This window comes from Sorangium sp. So ce448 (genome assembly GCF_051520915.1).
Taxonomy (GTDB): Bacteria; Myxococcota_A; Polyangia; order Polyangiales; family Polyangiaceae; genus Sorangium; species Sorangium cellulosum_B.
In genome coordinates this window covers 764655-787737 of record NZ_CP150343.1, presented here as the reverse complement: position 1 = coordinate 787737, position 23083 = coordinate 764655, and the positions used below count along the sequence as shown (strand labels likewise).

15 protein-coding genes are annotated in these 23083 nt (G+C 74.2%); 8 read left to right on the top strand and 7 right to left on the bottom strand.

Annotated features, from left to right (window positions below; translation table 11 throughout):
* Nucleotide 1: 1 nt before the first annotated feature.
* Nucleotides 2–1954 (bottom strand): GAF domain-containing protein, encoded by a 1953-nt coding sequence (locus tag WMF45_RS02935; RefSeq protein ID WP_437715443.1) that lies wholly within the window; start codon nucleotides 1952–1954, stop codon nucleotides 2–4.
* Between the two features lie 482 nt (nucleotides 1955–2436).
* The gene (locus WMF45_RS02930) at nucleotides 2437–4857 is read right to left on the bottom strand and encodes a thioredoxin domain-containing protein (protein WP_437715442.1); all 2421 of its coding nucleotides are present in this window, start codon (nucleotides 4855–4857) and stop codon (nucleotides 2437–2439) included.
* A gap of 522 nt (nucleotides 4858–5379) precedes the next feature.
* Between WMF45_RS02930 and WMF45_RS02925 the strand changes: the two genes are divergently transcribed.
* From WMF45_RS02925 to WMF45_RS02890, 8 genes are all read left to right on the top strand, one after another.
* Complete coding sequence (locus WMF45_RS02925) at nucleotides 5380–7716, top strand: hypothetical protein (RefSeq protein WP_437715441.1); 2337 nt, start codon at nucleotides 5380–5382, stop codon at nucleotides 7714–7716.
* 1 nt (nucleotide 7717) lies between these two features.
* The gene (locus WMF45_RS02920; protein WP_437715440.1) at nucleotides 7718–10090 is read left to right on the top strand and encodes a hypothetical protein; all 2373 of its coding nucleotides are present in this window, start codon (nucleotides 7718–7720) and stop codon (nucleotides 10088–10090) included.
* Nucleotides 10091–10224: 134 nt separating this feature from the next.
* On the top strand, nucleotides 10225–10569 hold the full coding sequence (locus WMF45_RS02915; RefSeq protein ID WP_437297590.1) for an HU family DNA-binding protein: 345 nt from the start codon (nucleotides 10225–10227) through the stop codon (nucleotides 10567–10569).
* Nucleotides 10570–10726: 157 nt separating this feature from the next.
* The gene (gene tyrS, locus WMF45_RS02910; protein WP_437715439.1) at nucleotides 10727–11956 is read left to right on the top strand and encodes a tyrosine--tRNA ligase; all 1230 of its coding nucleotides are present in this window, start codon (nucleotides 10727–10729) and stop codon (nucleotides 11954–11956) included.
* A complete protein-coding gene (locus tag WMF45_RS02905; RefSeq protein ID WP_437715438.1) occupies nucleotides 11949–12995 on the top strand; it encodes a hypothetical protein in 1047 nt (348 codons plus the stop codon). The genes tyrS and WMF45_RS02905 overlap by 8 nt, the downstream gene beginning before the upstream one ends.
* A 42-nt stretch (nucleotides 12996–13037) precedes the next feature.
* Complete coding sequence (locus WMF45_RS02900; protein ID WP_437715437.1) at nucleotides 13038–15182, top strand: alpha/beta hydrolase; 2145 nt, start codon at nucleotides 13038–13040, stop codon at nucleotides 15180–15182.
* 58 nt (nucleotides 15183–15240) lie between these two features.
* A complete protein-coding gene (locus tag WMF45_RS02895; RefSeq protein WP_437715436.1) occupies nucleotides 15241–16584 on the top strand; it encodes a metallophosphoesterase in 1344 nt (447 codons plus the stop codon).
* An 83-nt stretch (nucleotides 16585–16667) separates the two neighbouring features.
* Nucleotides 16668–17273 (top strand): Uma2 family endonuclease, encoded by a 606-nt coding sequence (locus WMF45_RS02890; RefSeq protein ID WP_437715435.1) that lies wholly within the window; start codon nucleotides 16668–16670, stop codon nucleotides 17271–17273.
* 2 nt (nucleotides 17274–17275) lie between these two features.
* Here WMF45_RS02890 and WMF45_RS02885 read toward each other — a convergent pair whose 3' ends face one another.
* The 5 genes from WMF45_RS02885 to WMF45_RS02865 all read right to left on the bottom strand — a co-directional run bounded on the left by WMF45_RS02885 (nucleotide 17276) and on the right by WMF45_RS02865 (nucleotide 23055).
* Entirely contained in the window at nucleotides 17276–17887 is a 612-nt protein-coding gene (locus WMF45_RS02885; protein ID WP_437715434.1) for a DUF2914 domain-containing protein, read from the bottom strand.
* 240 nt (nucleotides 17888–18127) lie between these two features.
* Nucleotides 18128–19462, bottom strand: coding sequence for a multicopper oxidase family protein (locus WMF45_RS02880; protein ID WP_437715433.1), 1335 nt, complete (start codon nucleotides 19460–19462; stop codon nucleotides 18128–18130).
* A gap of 1 nt (nucleotide 19463) precedes the next feature.
* Entirely contained in the window at nucleotides 19464–20945 is a 1482-nt protein-coding gene (locus tag WMF45_RS02875) for a TolC family protein (protein WP_437715432.1), read from the bottom strand.
* Nucleotides 20935–21282: a hypothetical protein gene (locus tag WMF45_RS02870; protein WP_437715431.1), complete on the bottom strand. Its 348-nt coding sequence runs from the start codon at nucleotides 21280–21282 to the stop codon at nucleotides 20935–20937. Before WMF45_RS02870 ends, WMF45_RS02875 begins: the two co-directional genes overlap by 11 nt.
* Nucleotides 21283–21489: 207 nt before the next feature.
* Nucleotides 21490–23055, bottom strand: coding sequence for a L,D-transpeptidase (locus WMF45_RS02865; RefSeq protein WP_437715430.1), 1566 nt, complete (start codon nucleotides 23053–23055; stop codon nucleotides 21490–21492).
* Nucleotides 23056–23083: the final 28 nt, after the last annotated feature.

Here is a 23083-nt window from a genome sequence, read left to right as displayed (position 1 = left end):
GCTAGCGGGCGGCCTTCTTCGCCCCCGCGGTCACGAGGCCGGGATCGAGGACCACGCCGCGCGCGCCGACGAACTCGGCGAACTGCTGGCCGATGTAGGTGAGCGCGTTGCCGTCGCTCTCGGAGAACGGCTTGCCGTCGAGCGGGTTTCCGATCTCGAGGAGGCCGAGGTAGCGGCCCGCGAGCTCGACGGGCGCGCAGATCACGCTCCGGAGCTCGACGCCGATCGCCTTCCACCGCTCGTCCATGACGCGCTCGTCCCTGGCCGCGTCGGGCACCACGACGGCGCGCCTCGACCGCATCGCGGCCAGCGGGAGCGGCGCCCGCTCGGACAGCCTGGCGAGGAGCGCGCTCTTGCCGCCGTACTGCCGGACGACCACGAACTCGCGCCGGTTGATGTCGAACAGCGACACGAGGCCGAGGGCGCACGGGATCTTGTCGAGCGTGAGCGCGAGGATGAAGTCGGCGCCCGCGAGGGTGTCCTGGAGGAAGTGCAGGTCGCTGCACGCCTCGAACAGCTCGGCGATGAGGTCGTCGCCGGAGAGGCGCCCGTTCTTCGGAGGGAAGGAGGAGCGCCGCCGCGGGGGAGCCGGCGTGGGGGTAGCGACATCGGGCGGCTCCGGGACGATCTGGAGACGTGGCGGCGCCCCCTGCTGGTCGGCCGGCACGGCGAGCAGCACCACGTCGGCCGGCGGCGTGAGGGCTGGCCGCGGCAGGTTCGCAGAATAGGCGGCGGCCGGCGGTGGCCCGTCCGCAGGCGGCGCGGCGTCTGCCGGCGGCGCCGCGTCCGCAGGCGGCGCGGGGTCTGCTGGCGGCGCCACGTCCGCGGGCAGCGCGGCGGCCGGCGGCGCGGCGTCTGCCAGCGGCGCGGCAACCGGCGGCGCCACATCCACAGGCGGCGCCACGTCGGCCGGCGGCGCGGCAACCGGCGGCGCCACATCCACAGGCGGCGCCACGTCGGCCGGCGGCGCGGCAACCGGCGGCGCCACGTCCACAGGCGGCGCGGCGCCTGCCGGCGGCGCCACGTCCACAGGCGACGCGGCAGCGTCTGCCAGCGGCGTGGCAACCGGCGGCGCTACGTCCGCAGGCGGCGCAACGGCCGGCGGCACGGCAACCGGCGGCGCCACGTCCGCGGGCGGCATGGCCGGCGGCGGTGCGGTGCCGCCGGTGCGCGGGCGGAACTGGATCTCGGGTTCGGCCGAGCGCCAGTCTTTCCAGGCGAGGGTCGCGAGCGGGCTGCGCTGAGGCCGGCCGTCGAAGACGTGATCGAACACGGCGATATGGATGAACTTCCCCGGTCGCGCGTCGTCGATGCGCTGCCGTGCGCGCTCGAGCCGATCGACCAGCAGCGCGCTGACGAGATCGCGCGGGGTGCCGGTGGCGACCGCATAGACGAGCTCTCGGTACGTGAGCGGCGAGCGCTCGGACGGGTTCTCCTCGCGCTGCGAGATGAGCTGATACGGCGGCAGCTCCGCGGGCGCTCGCTCCGGCTCGGCGCCTCGCTCCGGCGGCGCATCCCGCCCGGGCGCGGCCTGCCCGCCTTTCGCCGGTTGCGCCTGGGCGCCCGCTGGCTCCGAGACGAGGAGCGCGGTCCCCATCGAGATGAACGGGACCGTGGGCGCGATCGGGCGCTTCCGTGCGCCATGCCCCGCTGGCTCGGCCGGCTTTGGAGAAGCCGCCCCGGCCGGGGAGGCGCCCGCCGGCGTGTCGGTCCCGTCCGTCAGCGCCGCGTCGTCCGGGGCGCGCTGCACGACGTACCGCACGCGCGTCGCCGGATCGATCGCTCGGTAGCCGCTCTCCAGCAGATCCACCGAGAAATTGTTGAGCGGGCCCCCATCGCCGCGGAGCGCCCGGGCCTTCTGCAGAGCGGGCTGCCACTGCGGGGCCTCGACGCACACCTTCCTGCTCGGCGGAGCGTTCTGGCCTAACGACGAGATCTCGACGAACCAACGCATCGTTTGCGGTTCCAATCCGCGCTGGCGCTGACTGGGTGGCGCGCTCGGGCGCGAAGATCGTTCTACTCGACGCGCGCGAGAGGGGTCAACGCGCAGGCCGCACGGGACCGCGCAGAGAGCGCGCGGACGCCTTTGGAGGATGGCGCGAAATCTTCTCGACCGGGACCGGCAAGAAGAATCGGGCCTGTCCTGAAATCACGCCGCCCGCACGGCGAGGCGGGGCGCCGCGGACGAACCCGTTCGTCCACTGAACGGCCGCGGGGTGTCCCCCGTGGCAGGAGGTCCCCCGATGTCGAGCCGCGCGCGCCATGGAGCGCGCGGTGAATGGCGCCACCCCGCGCCGCTCGTCTCCAGGCGATCCGCCGTCCTGCGCACAAGCGGGATACCCGGCGTACATCCAGCCCGGGCGACGATCCATGATGCTCAACTCTGCAGTTCGCTTCGTGCGCAGCTCGACCCCTGCGAGGGGTCCCGCACGCTCGCTATCGCGTCCGCAGGATGATGTGGAAGCCGAACGGCGTCTCCACGACCCCGCTCAGCGCGCCGACAGCGACCTTCTCCACCGCCTGCTCGAACTCGGGCACCATCATTCCCTTCGAGAAGGTGCCGAGATCGCCGCCGCGCGCTGCGGCCCCCGGCTCGTCGCTGTACTGGGCCGCGAGGTCCTCGAACCTCGCCCCCTGCTGCGCTCTCTTGAGCACCTGCTCGGCGAGCGCGCGCGCCTCGTCCCGCGTGCGAACGACGCGCACCGGGGCCCGCTGTGACCCGGCATACATGATGAGGAGGTGCTTCGCCCCCATCTGGCCGACCGTCGCAGGGGGCTGGGTCGGCGCCGGTTGCGCTGCCCCCGGCTGGGCCGGCGCCGGTTGCGCTGCTCCCGGCTGGGCCGCGGGCTTGCCCGCGCCGTGAAGCGACTCCTTCGTGGGGGGATCGTGCGGGCCGAGCGCCCTGTCGACGAGCCGCTTGAAGTGTGTGGTCGGCTGCGCCCCGGCGAGAAAGTAGTCGTTGATGGCGAAGGACGGCGTGCCGGTGATGTGCAGGCGCTCGGCGAGCTTCAGGTCCGCCTCGACCGCGGCGCGGTGCGCTCCCGAGTCGAGCGCGGCGCGGAACTTCGCCACGTCGAGGCCGATCGCGGCCGCGTGGTTCTCGAGCGCCTCCCGGCCGAGCCCGCTCTCGGACTGGTCCTCCCACAGGCGCTGCGCCATCGCCCAGAAGCCGGCCTCGCCCTTCTGCCGGAACGCCTCGATCGACGCCTCGGCGGCGAGGGGCGCCCGCGTGTGAAAGGGGAGCGGCAGGTGCCTGAAGACGACGCGGACCTTGCCCGGGTAGGCGGCGATGACCTCGTCGATCGTGGGCTGGACGCGCTTGCAGAACGGGCACTGGAAGTCGGCGAACATCTGGATCGTCACCCTCGCGCCGGGCTTCGCTCCCTTGCCGGGGTTGTCCTTGGTCGGCGCCGGGGCGAGGATCCGCTCGGGCGCGTTGCCGGCCCTCGCTTCCTTCTGAAGCGCGTCGTAGACCTTCGCGGGCGGCGTGCCCGCGGCCACGAGCTTCGCTGTGCGCGCGATCTGCTCATCGATGAGGGCCTCGAACTTCTCCGCCGGCTGGGCGCCGGCGAGGCGCCTGCCGTTGATGAAGAAATGGGGCGTCCCCCTCGCCTGGAGGTCGTCGGCCAGGCGCTGATCGCGCTCGATGCGCGCCGCGTGGCGCCGCGCGGCGATGGCCCTCTGCGCGCGGGCCACGTCGAGGCCCAGGGACTTCGCGTGCGCCGCGAGGTCCGCGTCCTCGAGGCCCCCGGTCTTCAAGAGCTCGTACGCCTTCCAGAACGCCGCGTCGCCCTTCTGCGCCTTGGCCTCCAGCGCGAGCTCCGCGGCGGGCTCGGCCCGCTTGTGGAAGGGGAGCGGGTTGTGCTTGAAGACGACGCGCAGCTGAGCGCCGTACTTCTTTTCGAGGCCGTCGACGGTCGGGACGACCCTGCGACAGAACGGACACTCGAAGTCGGAGAACATGACAAGCGTGACCGGAGCGCCCGGGTTGCCCCGGATGGGCGACCCGTCGACAGGCACCTTCCACACGGTCGTGTCCTCGGGGGCCGGTGGCGTGGGCGGCTTCGGGGCCGGAGCGCGCGCCTTGTTCTTCTCGGACAGGGCCGCGTAGACGCGCTCCTGCGGGACGCCGGATCGCCGGAGCTCCTCGGCCGCCCGGAGCTGCTCGTCGATGATGGGCCGGAAATCGTCGACGGGCCGCGCCCCGCTGACGGACACCCCGTTCACGAAGGTCGCCGGGGTGCCCCCGACGCCCGCGGCCTTGCCGGCCTCGACGTCCCGATCGATCTTCGGCGCGTGCTGCTGCTCCTCGAAGGACGCGCGGAACGCCGCCTGATCGACGCCCGCCTCGGCGGCCCACGCCTCGAACGACTCCGGCGCGAGCGCGCGCTGGTTGGCGAAGGCGAGCTGATGGAATCTCCAGAACGCCTCGGCCCCGCCGAGCCGGAACACCGTCTCGGCCGCCAGGTGCGCCGGCCGCGCATTCTTGTGGAATGCGAGCGGGAAGTGCTTCCAGACGATGCGCAGCCGATCGGGCCCATAAGCCTCCTTCAGCTGCTCCAGCGTCGCCATGTGCCTGGAGGTGAAGGGGCACTCGTAGTCGCCCCACACAACGAGGGTGACCGGCGCGAGCGGCTCGCCCCACCACGGATCCGAGCGGGTGACGGGTACCGCGGTGCCCGGCTCCGGCTCGGGCTCGGCCGCCACGACAGCGGTCGGCACGGCCATCGGCGGGACGACCACCGTCTTCGGCGGCTCGACCGCAGACGGGGTCACCGCGCCCGAGGCGCAGGCAGCGAGAAAGCTCCAGAGGAACAGCAGCGAGAACAGACGGGAAAACGGCGGTAGCGCAGGCATGAGCCCCCTCGAGTGTCGCGGTCCGTGGACGGGATCCTACACGGACGGCCCCAGCTCAGGTCGCCCGGGCCGCGGCGCGCCATCGCAGCAAACAGGCGGACAACGGGAGCCCCGGCGAGCACAGACGGCGAGCACCTGCCAAGGAACACCCGCAGGTACGTCCGCCAGCCATCCGAGCAGCAAGGCAACGGAGAAAAAAAAGAGCGCCCGCTCGACGGTGGGGGGGGGAGACCGTCACGGGCGCTCTGAACCACTCAATGAGCAGGATGCAGGCCAGGAGCTTCCCTTACGATTTCGGGGACTTTCGATAGTAAAATGCCTTTCCCATTTCAATCCTGAAGCCGCCGCTTGCAAACGTGCTGGGCAGAGCTGGCGGCCTCAGCCTTCGCGGGCGGGCTCCTCGGGTCAGGCTGCGTGAAAGTCGTGTAAAAGAGCCGCGTGTCACCGTCCAGCGCCGACCCTGGTTCCTCCTCGCCGCCCGGAAGCGCGGCGCCCCGGCCGAGCAGCGCCTCCCCCGACGGAATGGACGGAACCGAGACCGCGGCCTCCCGGCGCGCCGGCCCGGCGGCGCGCCCCGGCTGGCTCGATCGCCTGGTCGCGGCCTGGCCGCGCGTCGATCCGGTCCTGTTCGCCGCCTACGCCGGCGCATGTGTCCTCTACGCCGCCGTCGCGTTCTACAGCGCGATGCACCAGCAGACGGGCGGCATGTGGTCGGCGCCGCTCGACGACGTCTTCATCCACTTCGATTACGCCCGCGCCACAGCGCGCGGGTACCCGTTCGAGTGGTCCGAGGGCAACGGCTTCTCGAGCGGGAACACGAGCCTGAGCTACCCGTTCGTCCTCGCGCTCGGCTATCTCGTCGGGTTCCGCGGCGTCCTGCTGATGCAGTGGGCGGCGATCGTCGCGTGCACCTCGACGCTCGGCTTCCTGCTCGTCGGCGCGCGGCTCCTCGAGCCCGTCGGGCGCTGGGCGAAGTACCTCCTGCCGCCCGTGGCGCTCTCCATCGGCGCGCTCGACTGGTCGCTGTTCAGCGGGATGGAGAACGCCTTCCACCTCGGCGTCTGGGCGCTCGCCACCCTCGCCGCGCTCGCGGTCGCCCGCGCGGCCGACGCGCCGCGCGAGCCGGCGACGCGGACGACGCGGACAGCCGATGACGCGCGCGCCGCGGCGCCGCCGAAGCGCCTCGCCCACCTCGGCTGGGCCGCCGGCCTCGCCGGCGCGCTCCTTTACGCCACCCGGCCGGAGTCGGTCGTCTGCGTGGCGGCGCTCAGCGTGTACGCGGCCATTGCTGTGAAGCGGGCCCACGGCGCGCGCGCGGCGATCGCGACCCTGCTCCGGACGTCGGTGCCCGGCGCGCTCGCGTGCCTCGCCCAGGCGGTCGCGAACCGCGTGTTCACCGGCGAATGGGCGGCGAGCGGCGCCATCGCCAAGCTGGCGCTGAACAACCCGTACATGACGTCCTCCGAGAAGTGGGACACGTACGAGTTCCTCGCGACGTACGTCGTCGCCCGCAACACCAACCACCACTTCTCGGACGCCCTCCCCTGGGGCTGGCTCGTGCCCGCCCTCGCGCTCATCCCCCTCGCCTCGCGCAGGACCCGCGGGGCCGCGGCGCTGCTCTGGGTCCAGGTCGTCGGCTGGCTCGCGCTCGTGTCCCTGAACGGTCAGGTCCGCTGGCAGAACGAGCGCTACACAATGCCCGCGGTCGCCTGGCTGCTGGTGCTCGCGGCGATGGGGCTCGCGCTGCTCGTCGCGCGCGCCGCATGGGCCAGCGGCGACGAGCGCCGCCTGGAGCGGCCAGAGAGCGCCCCGGCCGGGCTCAAAGCGCGGCTCGGGGCCCTCGGCGGCATCGCGGCCGCGGCCCGCGGCGGCGCCCTCATGCGCGGCCTCTGGTGCGCGCGCGTCGCGCTCGCACTCGCCGTGGCCGCGCTCTTCTGGGCGCACCAGCTGCCCAGGATGCGCGACCAGATCTGGTTCTTCGGCCGCGCCAGCCGCAACATCCGCGATCAGCACCTCGTCGCCGGCAAGCTCCTCGCCCAGCTCGACGTGCGCCGCGTCCTCGTCGGCGACGCGGGCGCGCTCCTCTACGCGTCGGACCGGCCCGGCCTCGACATCATCGGGCTCGGCGGCTACCACGATCTCCCGTTCGCGCGCGCGGGCGTCCACGGCCTGGGCGCCTCGCTGGAGCTCATCGAGCGCATCCCCGAAGGCGACCGCCCCGACACGCTGGCCATCTACCCGGGCTGGTGGGGCGACCTCCCGGCCATCTTCGGCAGGCGGATCGCCGCGATCCCCGTCGTCGGCAACGTGATCTGCGGCGGCGCGGAGAAGGTCATCTACCAGGCCGACTGGAGCCCGCTCGCGTTCGGCGAGGCGCCCGCGTCGATGCGCGAGGACGAGCGGATCGTCGACGAGCTCGACGTCGCCGATCTCGTGAGCGAGCGGGAGCACGGCTACGCCTTCCCGCGGCCTCAGGCCGGCTTCGTCGGCTTCAGCGTCCTCCCGGATCCGCGCGGATCAGGGCACGATCGCTTCGACGCGGGGCGCGTCATCCCGGGCGGCAGGAGCGAGGCGGCCCGCCTTCACGCCCCCCGCGAGGGCCAGGGCAGGCTCGTGGTCCGCACCGCCGCGCCCCGCGCCGCCACGATCCGCGCGACGGCGGACGGCCGGGAGATCGGCCACCTCGCGCTCAAGAGGCGCGACGGCTGGACCGAGGCCTCGCTCGACCTCCCCGAGGGCTTGCCCGAGACGTTCACGCTCACGCTCACGCCGGTCGACGGGGAGTGGGTCGATCACCACGTCTGGATCCTCGATCGCCCCGCGCGCGGCGCCTTCGCGCGCCCGCTCGCCGGACAGTGACGTGCGCGCCGGCCTGCCCCGCGACCCCGCGCAATGGATCGCGCTCGCGCTCGCCCTCGCCGCGCTGCTCGCCGGCGCCTGGCTCCTCCGCCGCTCGCCCGCCACCGCGCGGGCCGGCCCCGCGCCTCCAGGCCCCGGCCCCGCGCGCTCGGGCCGCGACCCCGCGCCCCGCTCCGGCGCGGCCCTGGGCGCCGCGATCGCCGCGGCCCTCTCGGTCGTCGCGGCGCTGCTCTCGGCCGCGTACGTCGCGGTCTACCTGCGGGGCGGCCCCCGCATCATCGACGCGACCAGCTACTGGCTCGAGGCGCGCGCGATGGCGGCCGGCTACCTCGCGTGGCCGCTCGATGTCGATGAGCCCGCGGCCTCCGTGCTCGGTCGCTTCCTCGTCCGCAGCGACGCGATGGGCGACACGATGGCCGGGCGCGGCGCGGCCGAGGTCGCGGTCCTCTTCCCCCCGGGCTACCCCGCCCTGCTCGCGCTGGGCTTCCTCGCGGGCGCGCCGCTCGCGGTCGGCCCGGCGCTCGCCGCGGCGCTCGCGATCGCCACCTACGACCTGGCCGCGCGGTTCGCGCCGGAGGGCCCGGCCGGGAGCGCCGCGCCGATCCGCTTCGTCCCGCTCGTCGCCGCCCTCTTCTCGGCGCTCTGCGCCGCGCTCCGCTACCACACGGCCGACACGATGTCGCACGGGCTCGCGGCCCTCTGCTTCACGGTCGCGCTCGCGTCGGCGCGGCGCGCGCTCGACGAGGCCCGCGCCGCCGCATCGGCGGGCGCCGCGACGGAGCCCCTCGGTCCGGCGGTCCGCGCCGCCGCGCTCGCCGGGCTCGCCGCCGGCTGGCTCGCGGCGACGCGCCCGCCGAGCGCGCTCGCCCTCGCCGCGACGCTGCCCTTCGTGATCCTGCCGGCGATCGCGACGGGATGCCCGGCGGCCGGTCCAGGCGAGGGCGATCCGCCGCCGCGCCCCTCGCTGCGGCTCGCGCGGCTCGCCGCGGCGATGGCGCTCGGCGCCCTCCCCGGCCTCGCGCTGCTCGCGGCCCACCAGCGCGCCGCGACGGGCGCCTTCGCCTCGTCGCAGGCCGCGTACTACGCGGTCTCGGACGGCCCGCCCGGCTGCTTCCGCTACGGCTTCGGCGCCGGCGTCGGCTGCCTCGGCGAGCACGGCGACTTCGTCCGTCACAACCTCTCGGAAGGATACGGCTTTCTGGCTGCTGCCGGCACGACGCTGCGCCGCCTGAAGCTCCACCTCGTCGACGCGCTCAACGCCGAGCCGCTCGCGCTGCTCGTGCTCGCCGGCGCCGTGATCGCCTGGCGGCGGCCGCGCTCGCGCGCCCTCGCGATCGCCCCGCTCCTCCAGATCGCCGCTTATGCCCCCTTCTATTTCGACGGCAACTACCCGGGAGGCGGCGCGCGCTTCTTCGCCGACGTGCTGCCGGTGGAGCACGTCCTCGCGGCGATGGCCGCCCTCGCGCTCGCCGAGCGCGCTGCGACGGCGGCGCACGCGGAGCGCGGCCCCGCGCGCCGGCGTGGCGCGCCCCTCGCGGCGGCGCTCCTCGCGGCGGCGCTCCCGCTCGCCGGCTTCGCCTTCCGCGCGGGCTTCGACCACGCCGCGCTCCGCGATCGCGAGGGCGGCCTGCCGATGTTCGACCCCGCCGCCGTCGCACGCGCGGGCGTCTCGCGCGGCCTCGTGTTCGTCGACACCGATCACGGCTTCAACCTCGGCTTCGATCCCGCCCCGGAGGACGTCGCGGTGCTGCGCTACCGGGGCGACGCGATCGACCGCATGGCGTGGGAGGCCCGCGGTCGACCCCCCGCGTACCGCTACCGCTTCGCGATCCCGGACGGAGGCGGCCTCGCCTCGGTCTCGATCACGCCGCTCGTCTTCGACGCCGAGCCGCCCGGCGAGGCCCGCATCGAGGGCGAGTCGCTGTGGCCGCCCCGCGAGCAGCGCGGCGCCTTCGCGCTGCCCGAGCACGCCGGCGGCACGTGCGCGTCAGCCGGGCGCCTGCTCGCGGTGCACGCGGCGGGGCGCGGCGAGGCCGTCGTCCGGGTCGGCCTGCCCGCCCCCTGGCTCCGCGGCGCCCGGATCAGCCCGCGCGTGGCGCTCTCCGGCGACGGCGCCGGCGAGGTGCGCCTCGTCGTCGACGGCGCCCTGCTCCACGTCTGGCGGGTCGAGCCCGCCGCACCGAGCCCCCCGGGCGCGCCGCTCGCCTGCGCCGAGCTCCCGCCGTATCCGATCCCCGAGGGTGCCGTCGGAATCGAGCTCTCCCTCGCCCGCGAGGGCGCGGCGGCGTCCGGGGAGACAGGGCAGGGAGAAACCGGAGCCCTCTTCGCGCTCGATGCGCTCTCCGTTGTGGGCGGGAATTCGGTTGACCGCTAGTCCCGTAACATGCGAGCTTTTCATAGGATTCTGTTGTCGTGCGGCTCCTGGAGCGGCGCATCCCCTGGAGCTCTGCGGTGGAAAGCGGCACGTCGAGCGCCGGCGGCGGTCCGCTCGGGTGGGGGAGGTCGACCATGACGAAAAGCGAGCTCATCGACGCGATCGCGGGACGGGGGGAGCTCACCAAGGCTCGAGCGGAGCTCGTGGTGAACTGCGTCTTCGACGCCATGACGCAGGCGCTCCAGCGCAACGAAGGCATCGAGATCCGCGGTTTCGGCAGCTTCACGGTCAGGCCGTACAAGCCCTACAGCGGCAGGAACCCGCGCACGGGCCAGCCGGTGCCCGTGCCCGCCAAGCGCCTTCCGTTCTTCAAGGTCGGCAAGGAGCTCAAGGAGCTCGTCAACGCGAGCCGCGCGTACGCGATCTCGGGTGACGACGACGACGAGGACGAGGACGACGAGGAGACCGACGACGAATGAGGCGGCGCGCGGCGCGTCCGTGACGTGAAGCGCCCCACGGCGTCGGCGTGACGACGTCGCTCTCGGCGCCCTGGTCGCTCCCTGCGCCCTCTCCGCGCGCGCCGAGGCGCGTCGCCCCCTGGCGGGCGGTTCCGCTGCGCGGTAGAAGCGGGCCCCCATGGTCCCCGCCGAACGTCAGCTCCAGATCCTCTGCAAGGGTGTCGTCGACCTCCACGTCCGAGCCGAGCTCGAGGAGCGGATCCGCGAGGGCAAGCCGCTGCGCGTGAAGGCCGGCTTCGACCCGACCCGGCCCGATCTCCACCTCGGCCACACGGTGGTGATGCAGAAGATGCGGGAGTTCCAGGAGCTCGGGCACCACGTGGTCTTCGTGGTCGGCGACTTCACGGCGATGGTCGGCGATCCGACCGGCAAGAACGAGCTGCGCCCGCGGCTCTCGCGCGAGGAGGTCGTCGCCGCGGCGGAGACCTACCAGGCGCAGGCCTTCAAGGTCCTCGACAGGAACAGGACCGAGGTCCGCTACAACTCCGAGTGGCTGAACAAGCTCGATCCGACGCAGATGATCGAGCTCTGCGCGAAGTACACGGTCGCCCGCATGCTGGAGCGCGACGATTTCAAGAAGCGCTACGAGGAGGCGCGGCCCATCTACGTGCACGAGTTCATGTACCCGCTCCTCCAGGCCTACGACTCGGTCGAGCTCGAGGCCGACATCGAGCTCGGCGGCACCGATCAGCTCTTCAACCTGCTCGTGGCGCGCGACCTGATGCCCCGCTACGGCAAGCGCGCCCAGATGGTGATGACGATGCCGCTCCTCGAGGGCACGAACGCGCGCGTCGAGGACGGGAAGGTCGTCGGCGCCAAGATGTCGAAGAGCGCGGACAACTACGTGGGCATCACCGAGCCGCCGTTCGACATGCTGCAGAAGCTGATGCTCGTCGATGACGGCGTGATCTGGCGGTACATGGAGCTCCTTTCGTCGCGGCCGCCCGAGGACATCGCCGCCCTGCGGGGGTCGGTCCTCCGCGGCGAGCAGGGCGTCATCGCGGTGAAGGAGCTCTTCGCGCAGGAGATCGTCACCCGCTTCCACTCGGCGGAGGACGCGAGCGCGGCCCTCGAGCGGCGCCGCAGCGTCGCGGCCGGCGGCCTGCCGGAGAACATCGAGGAGCTCCAGGTGGCGAGCGACCGCGACACGATCCCGATCGGCAACGCGCTGGCGCTCGCGGGGCTCGCCGAGTCGACCTCCGCGGCGCGGCGCCTCGTGAAGGGCGGCGCGGTGCACCTCGAGGGCGAGGTGGTCAAGGACGAGCAGCTCAAGCTCGAGCGTGGGAAGCGCTACCTGGTCCGCGTCGGCTCGAAGAACCGCCGCTTCGCCTACCTCGTCGTTGGCTGACGCGCCCGGGCGAGCGCCTCGCCGGCGCGCCGTGCTCGGCGGTGTCCTGGGCTGCGCCCTCGGCCTCGCGCTGCCCTCGTGCGGCGGCGCGCCGCGGCCGCCCGCCCGGCCGAGCCCGCCGCTGCCGCCGCTCGCCACGGCGGAGCTGACGCGCCTGCTGCCGCAGGCGGGGCTCAGGTGGCTGCTCCTCGTCCGGCCCCGCGAGGTCGCGGCGGTGCCGTGGCTCATCCCGTCGATCGCGCTCGTGGCGCCCGAGGAGAACCTGGCCCGGCACGCCCGCGCGACCGGCGTCGATCTGCGGCAGGTGCGCGAGGCCGCGATCGCGTCGTACGCAGGCGCGGGGCAGGCGGGCGGCGCCACGCTCTACGTGGCGCGCCACAGCGGCGATCCGCGCGCCATCGAGCGCCTCTTCCGGCGGCGGCTCACGGGCAAGGAGCGGCGCGCGCTCGATCGCCCGGACGTCGTGCGCGTGACGGGCGACATCGGCACGAAGCCGCATGCGCTGGTGCTGCTCGGCGAGGACGTGGCCTGCGTGCAGGACGGCGGCAGCCCGCTGCGCGGGCCGGCGCGCGTCGCGTCGCTGTACGCGCTCGGGCGCCTCAAGCGCTCGCCCGCGGCGCTCTCGGGCGGCCCGCTGCGCGCGCTCGAGGCCCGCCTCGGCCCCGCGCCCGTGCGCGCGTTCGCGCCGGGGCCGTTCGACGGGGAGCTCGCCCGCGGCGCGCGGGGGCTGCTCGCGGCGGCGACCGCCGTGGGCGCGGCCGCGAGGCCGAGCGCCCGCGAGGGGATCGCGCTCGCGATCGCGGTGGCGGGCGACTTCTCGACGAGCGGGGAGGCCGCCTCGGAGGAGCTGCTCGCGGCCTGGAACGAGCTGGCGGGCGGCTCGTTCGGCCACCTGCTCGGGCTGGACGCGCCGGTCGAGCCGCCGCTCGCCACCCACGCGCCGGACGCGGTGGCCGTCGCGGTCGAGCTGAACCCGCGGGCGCTCGCCCGGGGGCTCGCGGCGGCGACCGGCGAGCGGCTCGCCGAGATGCTGCGGTAGGCGCGGCGGCGCCTCGCCGCTAAATTGGGTGCCGTCAGCGCCATGCCCACCACGACCAGCGGCTTCTTCCTGCAATGCGCCTCCCGCGGCACGCTCGAGCTCGTCTTGCCCGCCGCCGACACGCCGTTCGGCGTCGAGCACCACCGCCGCGAGGAGGCCTCCGGGCCGTGGCGTCACGTGGCGACGTTCGCCAGCGGCCTCGGCCCGGTCGACGCGGTGTCGCTCATCCAGAGCAACTTCGGCGATCCAGGCCACCTCGAGGCGGTGGCGCGCATCGGGGATCGGCTGGCCGCGTTCTGGTGCGCGCCCTCGAGCGAGCCGTCGTGGAGCGAGCCGCGCTTCTTCGCGGAGGGCGCGGCCGGCGACCCCGCCCTGATCCAGGGCGGCTTCGGGGGCAAAGGCAACTTCGAGCTCGTGGTGCCCCACGCGCGCGGCGGGATCGCGCACTACCACCGCGACAACGACACCGCGGAGCTCGGCTGGCGCGGCCCGGTGATCTTCGGCGAGGGGCTCGGTCGATTCGAGGCGGTCGCGATGATCCAGCGCGTGGTGGACGAGCCGCGCGCGCCGCACGGACCCCACGCGCCCGGCGACCTCGAGGTCGTCGCGCGCGTCGGCGATCGCCTGGTGATGTTCTGGCGCTCTCCCGGGTCCGGGGCCGCGTGGCACGGCCCGGAGGAGGTGGTCTCCGGGGTCCGCGGGGCACCGGCGCTCGTCCGGAGCACGATCGGCGGACCTGGGACGCTCGAGCTGTTCTCGCCGCTCGCGCGCGTGGGGCTCGCGCGGTGGTGCCGTGACGACGGCGCCCGCGGGGCGCGCTTCCGCGGTCCGACGGTGTTCGCCACCGATCTGGGCCGGTGCGACGCGGTATCGGTGATCGAGAGCTGGCCGCTCGGGCGAATCGAGCTCGCCGTGCGCGCCGAAGGGCGGATCGTCCACGCGGCGCGCGACGGCGCGGTCTGGTCACAGCGGGCGATCGTCGGCAACGCGTCCCCTTCCCCGGCGGACGTGCCCTCTCCGGCGACGCTCCCCCCGCCTGCCACCACGACGAATCGCCCGCCTGCAGCGACGCCCTCTCGCCCACCCGCCGCCACGACGAACCGCCCGCCTGCAGCGACGACCTCTCGCCCACCCGCCGCCACGACGAATCGCCCGCCTGCAGTGACGCCCTCTCGCCCGCCCCCCTCCACGAGCTCGCCTCCGCCTGCGCCGCTCCCCACCGGTGCTTCGCCGCGGCTGCGCGCCGGGCCGCACCGGGCGGGGTTCCGGCGCATCGGCGCGCTCTCGCTGTCGGCGGACGCCTGCTACCCCGACACGTGGCCGTTCCAGGGCGCGATTTACCGATGCCCCGCGCGGAGCGCCGCGCTGCTCTACTACCCCGCGTCCGCGGACGGCGAGGAGGCACCGCTCTCGCCGGGAGGCCCGTTCCCGGTCATCGCGATCGCCCACGAGCGGCGCCTCGCCACGAGCGTGGCGACCGCCGGATCACCCGCGGGTCTTGCCCAGGACTACCGCCAGCTCGCCGGCGTGATGGCGCACCTCGCACGCTGGGGCTTCGTCGTCGTCGCGCCCGATCTCTCGTGGCTCACGCCCGACGACGCGCCGCTGCGCCGCGCCGCGGTGCTCCGGGACGCGCTCACGTACCTCCGGGCCGGCTCACGGGGCCCCGTCCTTGCCGACTTCGCTCGGGTGGGCCTGCTCGGCCACGGGCTCGGCGCGCAGGCGGCGCTCGCGCTCGCGCTCGACGCCGCTTGCCCGTTCGATGTCTGCGCCCTCGCGCTCCTCGCGCCGGCGGGCGCCCCAGAGCGCGCGCTGTCCATCGACGCGCTCGCGCCTCGGCCGGTGCTGGTCGTCCGCGGCACCGCGGATCCCATCGCCGCCGCGGTCCCGGCGGCGCTCTACGACCGCGCGCGCGCTCCGAAGCACCTCGTGACCCTGCCCGGCGCGAACCACTTCGGCTACACGACGTCGCTCGGCCTCGTCGAGCCGCTCGACGGCCACGCAGGGCTCTCGCGGCGCGAGCAGCAGGCGATCGCGATGGGCTACCTCGCCGCGTTCTTCAATGGTTACCTCCGGGACGGGCGCGGCGACCTCGACGCGCTCTCGGGCAAGGCGCCGCTCGAGGGGCTCGAAGCACGTGAGATCCCGGTCAGCGCCGAGGTGCCTGACGGAGCAACTGGCTCCTAGGCGCAGCCGGCAGGGCCGCGGCCGGACGCGCGATCCACGCGATGCTACTTTCCGTGGCGTGTACCAGCTCGGCGGACTCGTCGTCACGCTCGTCAACGGCCTCCTCGGCCTGATCCTCTGGCGGCGGCTGCGCGCGGCGTTCCCTCGGCATGGGGCGCTGATCAGCGGCCTCTGCGCTGCGGGCCTGCTGCTGACCGCGCTCCCGGCGCTGCTCATGGCCGCGGCGAGCTTCTCGGGGCTGCGCGCGCTCCAGCGCCACGCGCCGGAGCCGCTGGCGCTGATCGCCATGGGCGCGCAGGTGAGCCTGCTCTTCTACGGATTGCTCCTCGGGCTCGTGACGCTCGCGAGCGCGGCCCACAGGGCGCTCCGCCGGCTCCGGCCAACCCCGAACGCCCCGGCTACACTCGATACCCAGACCGTCACGAGCAAGAACACGCAGGTCAGCTCGGACGCTCAGGCCGATCCAGCCGCTCAGGACCTCCGCGTGCCTGCGGAGGTCGAGGCCCGGCCGGAGGCCGTCGACGAGCGCCGTCGCCGCCTCGTCGTCGGCGCGACATGGGCGCTGCCCGCGGCGGCGGTCGCGGTGTCGATGGGCGGCGTGCTCGCGTCGCGACAGCGTCCGGTCGTCATGAGGCTCGCGCTGCCGGTGCGCCGCGAGCTGACGAGCCTGCACGGCGTCACCATCGCGCAGCTCAGCGACGTGCACGTCGGCAGCTTCATGGACGCGGAGCGGCTCGACGAGCTCCGCGACGCCATGAACGCGATCCGCGCGGACATCCACGTCGTCACCGGCGATCTGCTCGATCACCACGTCTCGCAGCTCGAGCTGTCCGCGCGGCTGCTCCGGGGCCTGCGCCCCGCCCGGGGGCAGCTCTTCTTCTGCATGGGCAACCACGAGTACATCGCCGCCCGGTCGGCCAGCGTGGCGACGATCGTGAAGGGCCTCGAGGAAGCGGGCGCCCAGGTGCTCGTCGACGAGGCGCGGGAGGTCCGCGTGGGCGGCGATCGCCTGTGGATGGGCGCCATCGACTACCCGAGCCTCGCGCGCCCAGGAGAGCCCGCCCGGCGCCCGACGCGCGACGGGCTCGATCGAGCGCTCGGCCAGATGCGGGACGACGGCGCGCCGCGCGTCCTCCTCAGCCACCACCCGGGCACGTTCCGAACCGCGCGCGAGCTGCCGTTCGATCTGATGCTGTCCGGCCACACGCATGGCGGGCAGATCTCGCTCGGTCGAATCGGCGATTACGCGCTCACGCCGATGTTGCCCGCCGGGCTCTACCACAACGGTCACTACGAGCACCGGGGCCGCCACCTCCACGTCAACGCCGGCGCCGGGGGCTGGCTGCCGGTCCGCATCAACTGTCCACCGGAGATCACGCTCGTCGAGCTCGTGCCCGCTTGACGCCGCAGGAAGGGTCCCCCCCTTTCGCGCGTGAAGCTCTCGACCGGTGGACGCGTTCCATCTCCCGGGTGAAACTGCGGGACATGGCACAAGCCGCGGTCCGCACCGGCCTTTCGCCGCAGGAGTACCTGGACTTCGAGCGTTCGTCGCCGCTTCGCCACGAATACGCGGACGGTGAGCTCTTCGCCATGGCGGGCGGCACGCTGGAGCACAGCGCGATCGCCGCGAACATCCTCGGTGAGCTGCGCAACGCGCTCCGCGGTCGGGGGTGCCGGGTGCTCACCTCCGACATGCGCATCAAGATCGCCGCCACGCGCCGCTATGTGTACCCGGACGGCGCCGTCGTTTGCGCGCGTCCCGAGTTCGAAGACGAGCAGCGCGACACGCTCCTGAACCCACGCGTCATCGTCGAGGTGCTCTCCGACTCCAGCGAGGCCTATGATCGCGGGGACAAGTTCGCCCAGTACAGGACGCTACAGTCGCTCGAGGAGTATGTGCTCGCGTCGCAGAAGGCGCCGCGAATCGAGGTGTTCACGCGGCAGCCAGACGGGAGCTGGCTGCTCCGGATCCACGGCCCCGGCGAGCACGCAGATCTGTCGTCCCTCGGCGGCGCGCTCGACGTCGACCGGGTGTACCTGGACGTCTTCGAACAGGATGCAACGGCAGAAGCGCCGCAGGACGTGTCCTGACGCTACAACGTCACCTCGAACGGCGCGCGCGCGAGCTCCTCGCCCGTCTCCGACCGCACGACCGCCGTCCACTCCCCCGCCTTCCGCGCCCCGCGCGTGAACGCCCACGTCCGCCACCGCGGCGACGGCCCGACCCCGAGCGTCACGTTCCCGACCGGCTCCCCGCCGCCCGGCGGGACGAACGCCACCGTCACCTCGCCCTCCACGTCGCTCCGGTTCTCGACCTCCAGGTACGCATAGAGCCGCGGAGTCTCCGGCGCGTGGAACGTCGTCCCCGGCGCCACAGGCTCGCGGTCCTTCACCCCCTCCGCGATCACCAGCCGCTTCACCTTCAGCTCCGCCGCCCCCCTCCCCTTCTCCTTGGCCTCACGGCTCCCCTTGCTCCCCTTGTCCGCCACGACGTTCGCGTCCGGCGCGGGCGCCGTCACCGTCGCGGCCGGCAGGCCTGCGGGCGCCGCCGCCGTGGCGGCTGCAGGCTCGGGGCACTGCGTCGCCGCGGGGCTCGCGGCGGCGGCCGGCGCCGGAGGCCGCGCGTCGTGACGCTCGCCGCAGCCGGCGAGCGAGACCGTGCAAAGCGCCAGAAACGTCATCCGTCGAGCCATCTTCATTGCCATCGAAGCACTCCTCCGCGATCCGGGGCGTCCCGGCCTCGCCACCGGATATGGCAAGGCGTGGACCGCTTCTGGCTCATTGAAATCGCTGAAGATTTTGGCTGACCTGTGGTCGCGGGGCCGCGCCCCGTGTGTCCATCGAGACGGCCGACCCGCGCCGCCGCGATCGACCCGAGCCCCCGGCCTCCTCGAGTCGACGCGCGGACGAGATGACGACCGCGAGCCTTCGCTCACGTCGAGAGATCACCCGCCCGGCTTCCCTCCAGAAGCGGGGTCAATCCCGTCCGCCCGCATCCGGTCGGCGCTCGCCGGCCCGGCCACGGTGCCGGCCGGGTGCACATACCACCCGGCCGGGTCCGCCTTGTCCGGATCGTCGCGGACCTTGAGGACGGTGAACATTCCCCCCATGTCGATGTACGAGAACGGCCCGGCCCCGCCGCGCATCGGCAGGCTGTTCGCGGGGATCGGCATCGGCATCTCGCCCATGCCGCCCATCCCCGTGGTCCCCATCGTCATGTAGCCGGGCATCACGCGGCTCATCCGCCGATCGAGCGCGCGGGTCTCGGCGCCGACCATGTTCGGCAGGCCATGGCCCATCTGCATCATCGTGTGATGCGTCATGTGGCAATGCATCGCCCAGTCGCCCGGCTCCTCGGGGACGAACTCGATGACCCGCGTGCTGCCGACCGGGACCAGGACCGTCGTCTCCGGGTACTGGGCCGACTCGGGGACAAACCCGCCGTCCGTCGCCGTGACCTGGAACGACAGGCCGTGCAGGTGGATCGGGTGGTGATCCATCGGGCCGAGGTTCCCGAGGCGCACGCGCACGCGCTCGCCGCGGCCGACGACGAGCGGCGCCGTCGCGGGGAACGCCTTGCCATTGAACGTGAGGACATTGAAGTCGCTCATCGCGTTCGGGTCGGGCCGGCGCGCCCCCGCGTTGATCTTCCACTCGTGCGTCATCAGCACGAAATCCCGGTCCACGCGCGGCCCCCTCGGCCTCCTCGGGTGCACGACGAACATCCCCACCGCGCCCAGCGCGATCTGGGTCATCTCGTCGAAATGCGAGTGGTACATGTACGTCCCCGGATACCGCACGACGAACTCGTAAACATACGTCTCGCCGGGCTCGATCGGGCGCTGGGTGAGCCCGGCGACTCCATCCATGCCGTTCGGCAGCACGAGGCCGTGCCAGTGGACCGTGGTGGCCTCCGGCAGGGAGTTCGTCACGTAGATGCGCAGGCGATCGCCCTCGACCGCCTCGATGGTCGGGCCGGGCGTGCTCCCGTTGTAGCCCCACACCTCGCTCTTCAGGCCGGGGGCGATCTCGTGCTCGAGGGGGCCGGCGACGAGGTGGCCGACCTTCACGCCGTCCACCACGCGCAGCGGGAGCGTGCTGCCGTTCGGCGTCACCACGGCGGGCTGCCCCCCGGGCGCCGCGGTCCGGCGAGGCGGGGACGTCGCGGCGCCCCCGGCGGGCGGCGCGCCAGGGCGCTGCTGCGCATGGGCGAGCCCTTGCGTGAGGATGGCGGCGCCGGCGGCGAGACCGCCCGCGTGGATGAAAGCACGTCGGTCCATGTCAATGCCCTCCTTCGCCGGTGGCCGAGGCCCTCGGCATCGCCGCGGGAGCTCCGGCCCCCGCGGCCTCGACGCGGCGCCCTGCCAGGAGCGCGTCGAACGCAGCCTTCGCCGTCCAGTGCTCGCGCAGCGCCTCGACCGCCGCGAGCTCGGCGTCGAGCTGCTCCCGGCGCGCCGAGAGCAGCTGGAAGACCCCGACCTGCATCGCGTTGTACTGGAGCAACGTCTGCTCCAGCACCCGCTTGCGCGCCGGGAGGATCACGCGCGCGTAGTGCCGCGCGCGCGCGTGCGCGAACGAGAGCCGGCTCTGCGCCTCGCGGACCGCCGAGCGGACGTCGACGGCGCGGCCGTGGTAGCGCTCGAGCAGGCCGTCGAACTCCGCCGCCTGCGCGGCCTCGGCGCCCTGCCGCCGATCGAAGATCGGGAGCGAGAGGCGGACCCCGGCGCCGAGGACCCACGGGTGCTCGTGCGCCTCGCCGCTCGCGCCGAGCTCCCGCTCGCCGTGCACGCCGATCGCCACGTCCGGCACCCAGCCCTCGGCGCGCAAGGCCCCGGCGCGCCCCGCCGCCGCCTCGAGCCGGCTGCGCAGCTCCGCGAGCTCGAGGCTCGCCCGCAAGGCCAGCGACTCCGCGCGCGGCGGCGTCGCGAGCGCCTCGGGCGCCGCGGGGACCGCGCCGGCGATCGTCCAGGAGGTCGCCGCGCCGGAGAGGCCGAGCAGCCGGGTGAGCCGCTCCCGCTGCGAGAGGAGCTCCAGCTCCATCTGCGCGGCCGTGACGCGGGCCTCCTCGTAACCCGCCTCCTGCGTCGCCACGTCGAGCTCCGGGACGTTGCCCGCCTCGAAGAGCGCGCGGGCGGCGTCGCGGGCCGCGGCGAACGCGTCGAGCGCGCGGTTCGCGATGCCGAGGCGCTGCTCCGCCGCCTGCGCGGCGTAGAACGCGGCGCGCACCTGGTAGCCGAGATCGACGACCGCGCCCGCGGCGCGGTAGCGCGCGGCCTCGTGCTCCGAGCGCGCCGCCCCCGCGTGGAGCGGCGAGAGGAGCGCCGACGTGAGGTCGATCTCGACCTCGAGCTCGAGGTGCGCGTGCTCGACCCCCTCCTGCAGCGGCGTGACCCCGATCGCGATCTCCGGGTTCGGGAGCTTGCCCGCCTGCTCGAGGTTGCCCCGCGCGACGCCGACCTCCTTCAGCACGGCGCGCAGCTCGCGGTTGTTGAGCAGCGCGATCCGCACCGCGGCGTCCGCGGTGAGCGGCTGCCGCGGCGCCTGGCCGAGGGCGCGCGCGCCGTCGGCCGGCGCCGGATCGACCTCCTCCGACGCCGCGCTCGGCGGGAGATCGAGGCGGGAGAGCTCGCGGATCCGCGCCATGTCGGCGGTCGACGACGGGGCGGCGCAGCCGGCCGCGGCCGCCGAGGAGAGCGCGAGGCCCGCCACGAGCGGCAGGAGGCGCGAGGCGCGCGCGCGGGCTCGCCGACGTTCAGTGCGCATGGACAGGCTCCTCGGGCGTGGCAGCCGCCGGGCCGCCCTCCGGCGGCCTCGCCGGCGCCGGGCCGTGATGATGGTGGTGGTGGTGCTGGTGAGGGTCGGCGCCGGCGCCCGCGGCCCCCGCCGGCTCGAGCCCGACCCAGCCCGCGGCGGGCTCGCCGGGCAGCGGAGGCTCCTCCGAGAGGGCGACGCCGATCCGCGGCGAGGGAGCTTCCGCGGCCTGCGGTGAGGCAGCAGACGATGCGGGGAAGCTCGCGGGAAGGCTGCGCGGCGCGCAGCCGGCGAGCGCAGCGACGAGCATCAGCAGGGCGTTCGGGCCGGCGAGGTGAGGTGATTTCATGGAAGCCGCTCCAGCGTGGCGAGTGCGATCACGTGCGGGGCCCGAGGGCGACCCCGCCCCGCGGCGGCTTCATGCCGCATTTGAGCTCGATCGCTCCAGAGCTCAGCGCAGGAAGTTGGATCGCGAACAGCGTCGTCCCGGGTTGCATGCATGGCCGACGCGCACGGCCCGGCGGTATTACACGTCGCCGCTCCTGACCGCGCGCGGTCAGGCGTGGATGTACACGAGCGTCCCGCCCTTGTCGTTGAACGCGGCGTGCCAGCCCTCGGGGACGGGGGGATCGGTCCACGCGAACAGCCACGCCGCGTCGGCAGGCGCGAGGTTCACGCAGCCGCTGCTCCGCACCTTGCCGAACGCGTCGTGCCAGTAGACGCCGTGCAGCGCATAGCTGTTGTGGAAGTACTGGACATAGGGCACGTCCCGCAGGTCGACGGACGACTCGCTGAGCTCGTCGCCGTCCATCGTCGCCGTGACGTGCTTCTCGCGGATGAAGAACGTGCCCTGCACGGTGGCGCTGGTGGTCGCGGGATCGCCGAGCTCGCCCCTGCCCGTCGAGACGAGGGTCGCGAAGACGGGGCGCTCGCCCTCGTAGGCGACAAGCGTCTGGAGCTCGATGGAGATGTCGATCCACTTCCTTCCGCGCGCCGCGTGCCCCCAGAAGTCGCGGCCCAGCCGCGCGACCCGCAGCGCGGACGCGGGGATCCACACGCCCGCGTCGGTCTCCGCATAGGCGCCGGCGGCGGCCGTCTTGCCGGTGAGCACCCAGCCGGAGCGGTGCGCCGCCCAGCCGTCCGGCCTGAGCTCGCCCGACGCGTCCGGCTTCAGCGTGCGCACCCCGTGGTGCATGACGAACGCGGGGGTCCCCTCGCTCTTCACCTCCACGCCGCGCATCGCGGTCGGGGCGACGGCCGAGGTGCGATCGATCGGGATGAGGTCGAGCTCGGTCGTCAGGCCGAAGCGCCGCCCGGTCCACGCGAACGTGGAGATCAAGCCGAAGGCCGAGTCGGCCCGCGCGCGCCCGCGGTGCGCGGGGAAGCGGACCTTCTCGGCAGCGCCTACCGGCTTGGGCAGGTCGCGGCGGCTCGCGAAGAAGGGCGTGAGCGGCTCCGGCTCGCCCAGGAGCGCCTCGTCGCGGCGGGACCACTCCGGCGTGCCCTGGGCGCGCGAGCGCCCCTCGACGCGCCGCTGCTCGGCCTCGCTGGGCAGGTGGACATAGAGGTGCGGCGGCGGCTTCCGCGACACGACGTAACGGTACGGATACGGCTCGCCCCGGCGCGGGCCGGCCGGCGTCGCGGCGACGATCTCGTGGTCCAGGTCGAGCGAGGCGCCCTTCCCGACGCACACGAAGCCGCGGGGATGGATGGCGTACCACCCGCCGGCGCACCCCGCGTCGCCCGACGGCGCCGCGGCGCGCTCGACGAGCGCGCCGGCCCGGAGGTAACCGAGCTTGAGCGCGCCGCGCTCGGGCGCGGCGTACACGAACGTGCGCATGGCGATGCTCGCGAGCTTGTCGCCGCGCCCGGGCCGCAGCGCCTCTCTGGACGCCGCGGGTTCGGCCTCGACATCCGCGCCGCCGTCCAGCGGCTCCACGACGCCCGCGGCGGCGAGCGCCGGCTCCGGGGCCGCCGGCTGCGCGGCGGCCGAGCGCCCCGGCGGCTCCTCGCCCGGGCCGCAGGCCGCCACGAGCGCCGACGCAGCGAGCGCCGACGCGCGCCGCAGCCGATCCAGACCACCGCCGCGGCGCGCGCGCGCATCCGGGAAAGAGCAAGCCATGACGAGCAACGGGCCTCGTCTAGCTCAG

Bases quoted from the DNA above. Each gene is read 5' to 3' on its own strand.
- WMF45_RS02935 (WP_437715443.1), bottom strand. From the start codon at position 1,954: ATGCGTTGGTTCGTCGAGATCTCGTCGTTAGGCCAGAACGCTCCGCCG.
- WMF45_RS02930 (WP_437715442.1), bottom strand. From the start codon at position 4,857: ATGCCTGCGCTACCGCCGTTTTCCCGTCTGTTCTCGCTGCTGTTCCTC.
- WMF45_RS02925 (WP_437715441.1), top strand. From the start codon at position 5,380: ATGGACGGAACCGAGACCGCGGCCTCCCGGCGCGCCGGCCCGGCGGCG.
- WMF45_RS02915 (WP_437297590.1), top strand. From the start codon at position 10,225: ATGACGAAAAGCGAGCTCATCGACGCGATCGCGGGACGGGGGGAGCTC.
- tyrS (WP_437715439.1), top strand. From the start codon at position 10,727: ATGGTCCCCGCCGAACGTCAGCTCCAGATCCTCTGCAAGGGTGTCGTC.
- WMF45_RS02900 (WP_437715437.1), top strand. From the start codon at position 13,038: ATGCCCACCACGACCAGCGGCTTCTTCCTGCAATGCGCCTCCCGCGGC.
- WMF45_RS02890 (WP_437715435.1), top strand. From the start codon at position 16,668: ATGGCACAAGCCGCGGTCCGCACCGGCCTTTCGCCGCAGGAGTACCTG.
- WMF45_RS02885 (WP_437715434.1), bottom strand. From the start codon at position 17,887: ATGGCAATGAAGATGGCTCGACGGATGACGTTTCTGGCGCTTTGCACG.
- WMF45_RS02880 (WP_437715433.1), bottom strand. From the start codon at position 19,462: ATGGACCGACGTGCTTTCATCCACGCGGGCGGTCTCGCCGCCGGCGCC.
- WMF45_RS02875 (WP_437715432.1), bottom strand. From the start codon at position 20,945: ATGCGCACTGAACGTCGGCGAGCCCGCGCGCGCGCCTCGCGCCTCCTG.
- WMF45_RS02870 (WP_437715431.1), bottom strand. From the start codon at position 21,282: ATGAAATCACCTCACCTCGCCGGCCCGAACGCCCTGCTGATGCTCGTC.
- WMF45_RS02865 (WP_437715430.1), bottom strand. From the start codon at position 23,055: ATGGCTTGCTCTTTCCCGGATGCGCGCGCGCGCCGCGGCGGTGGTCTG.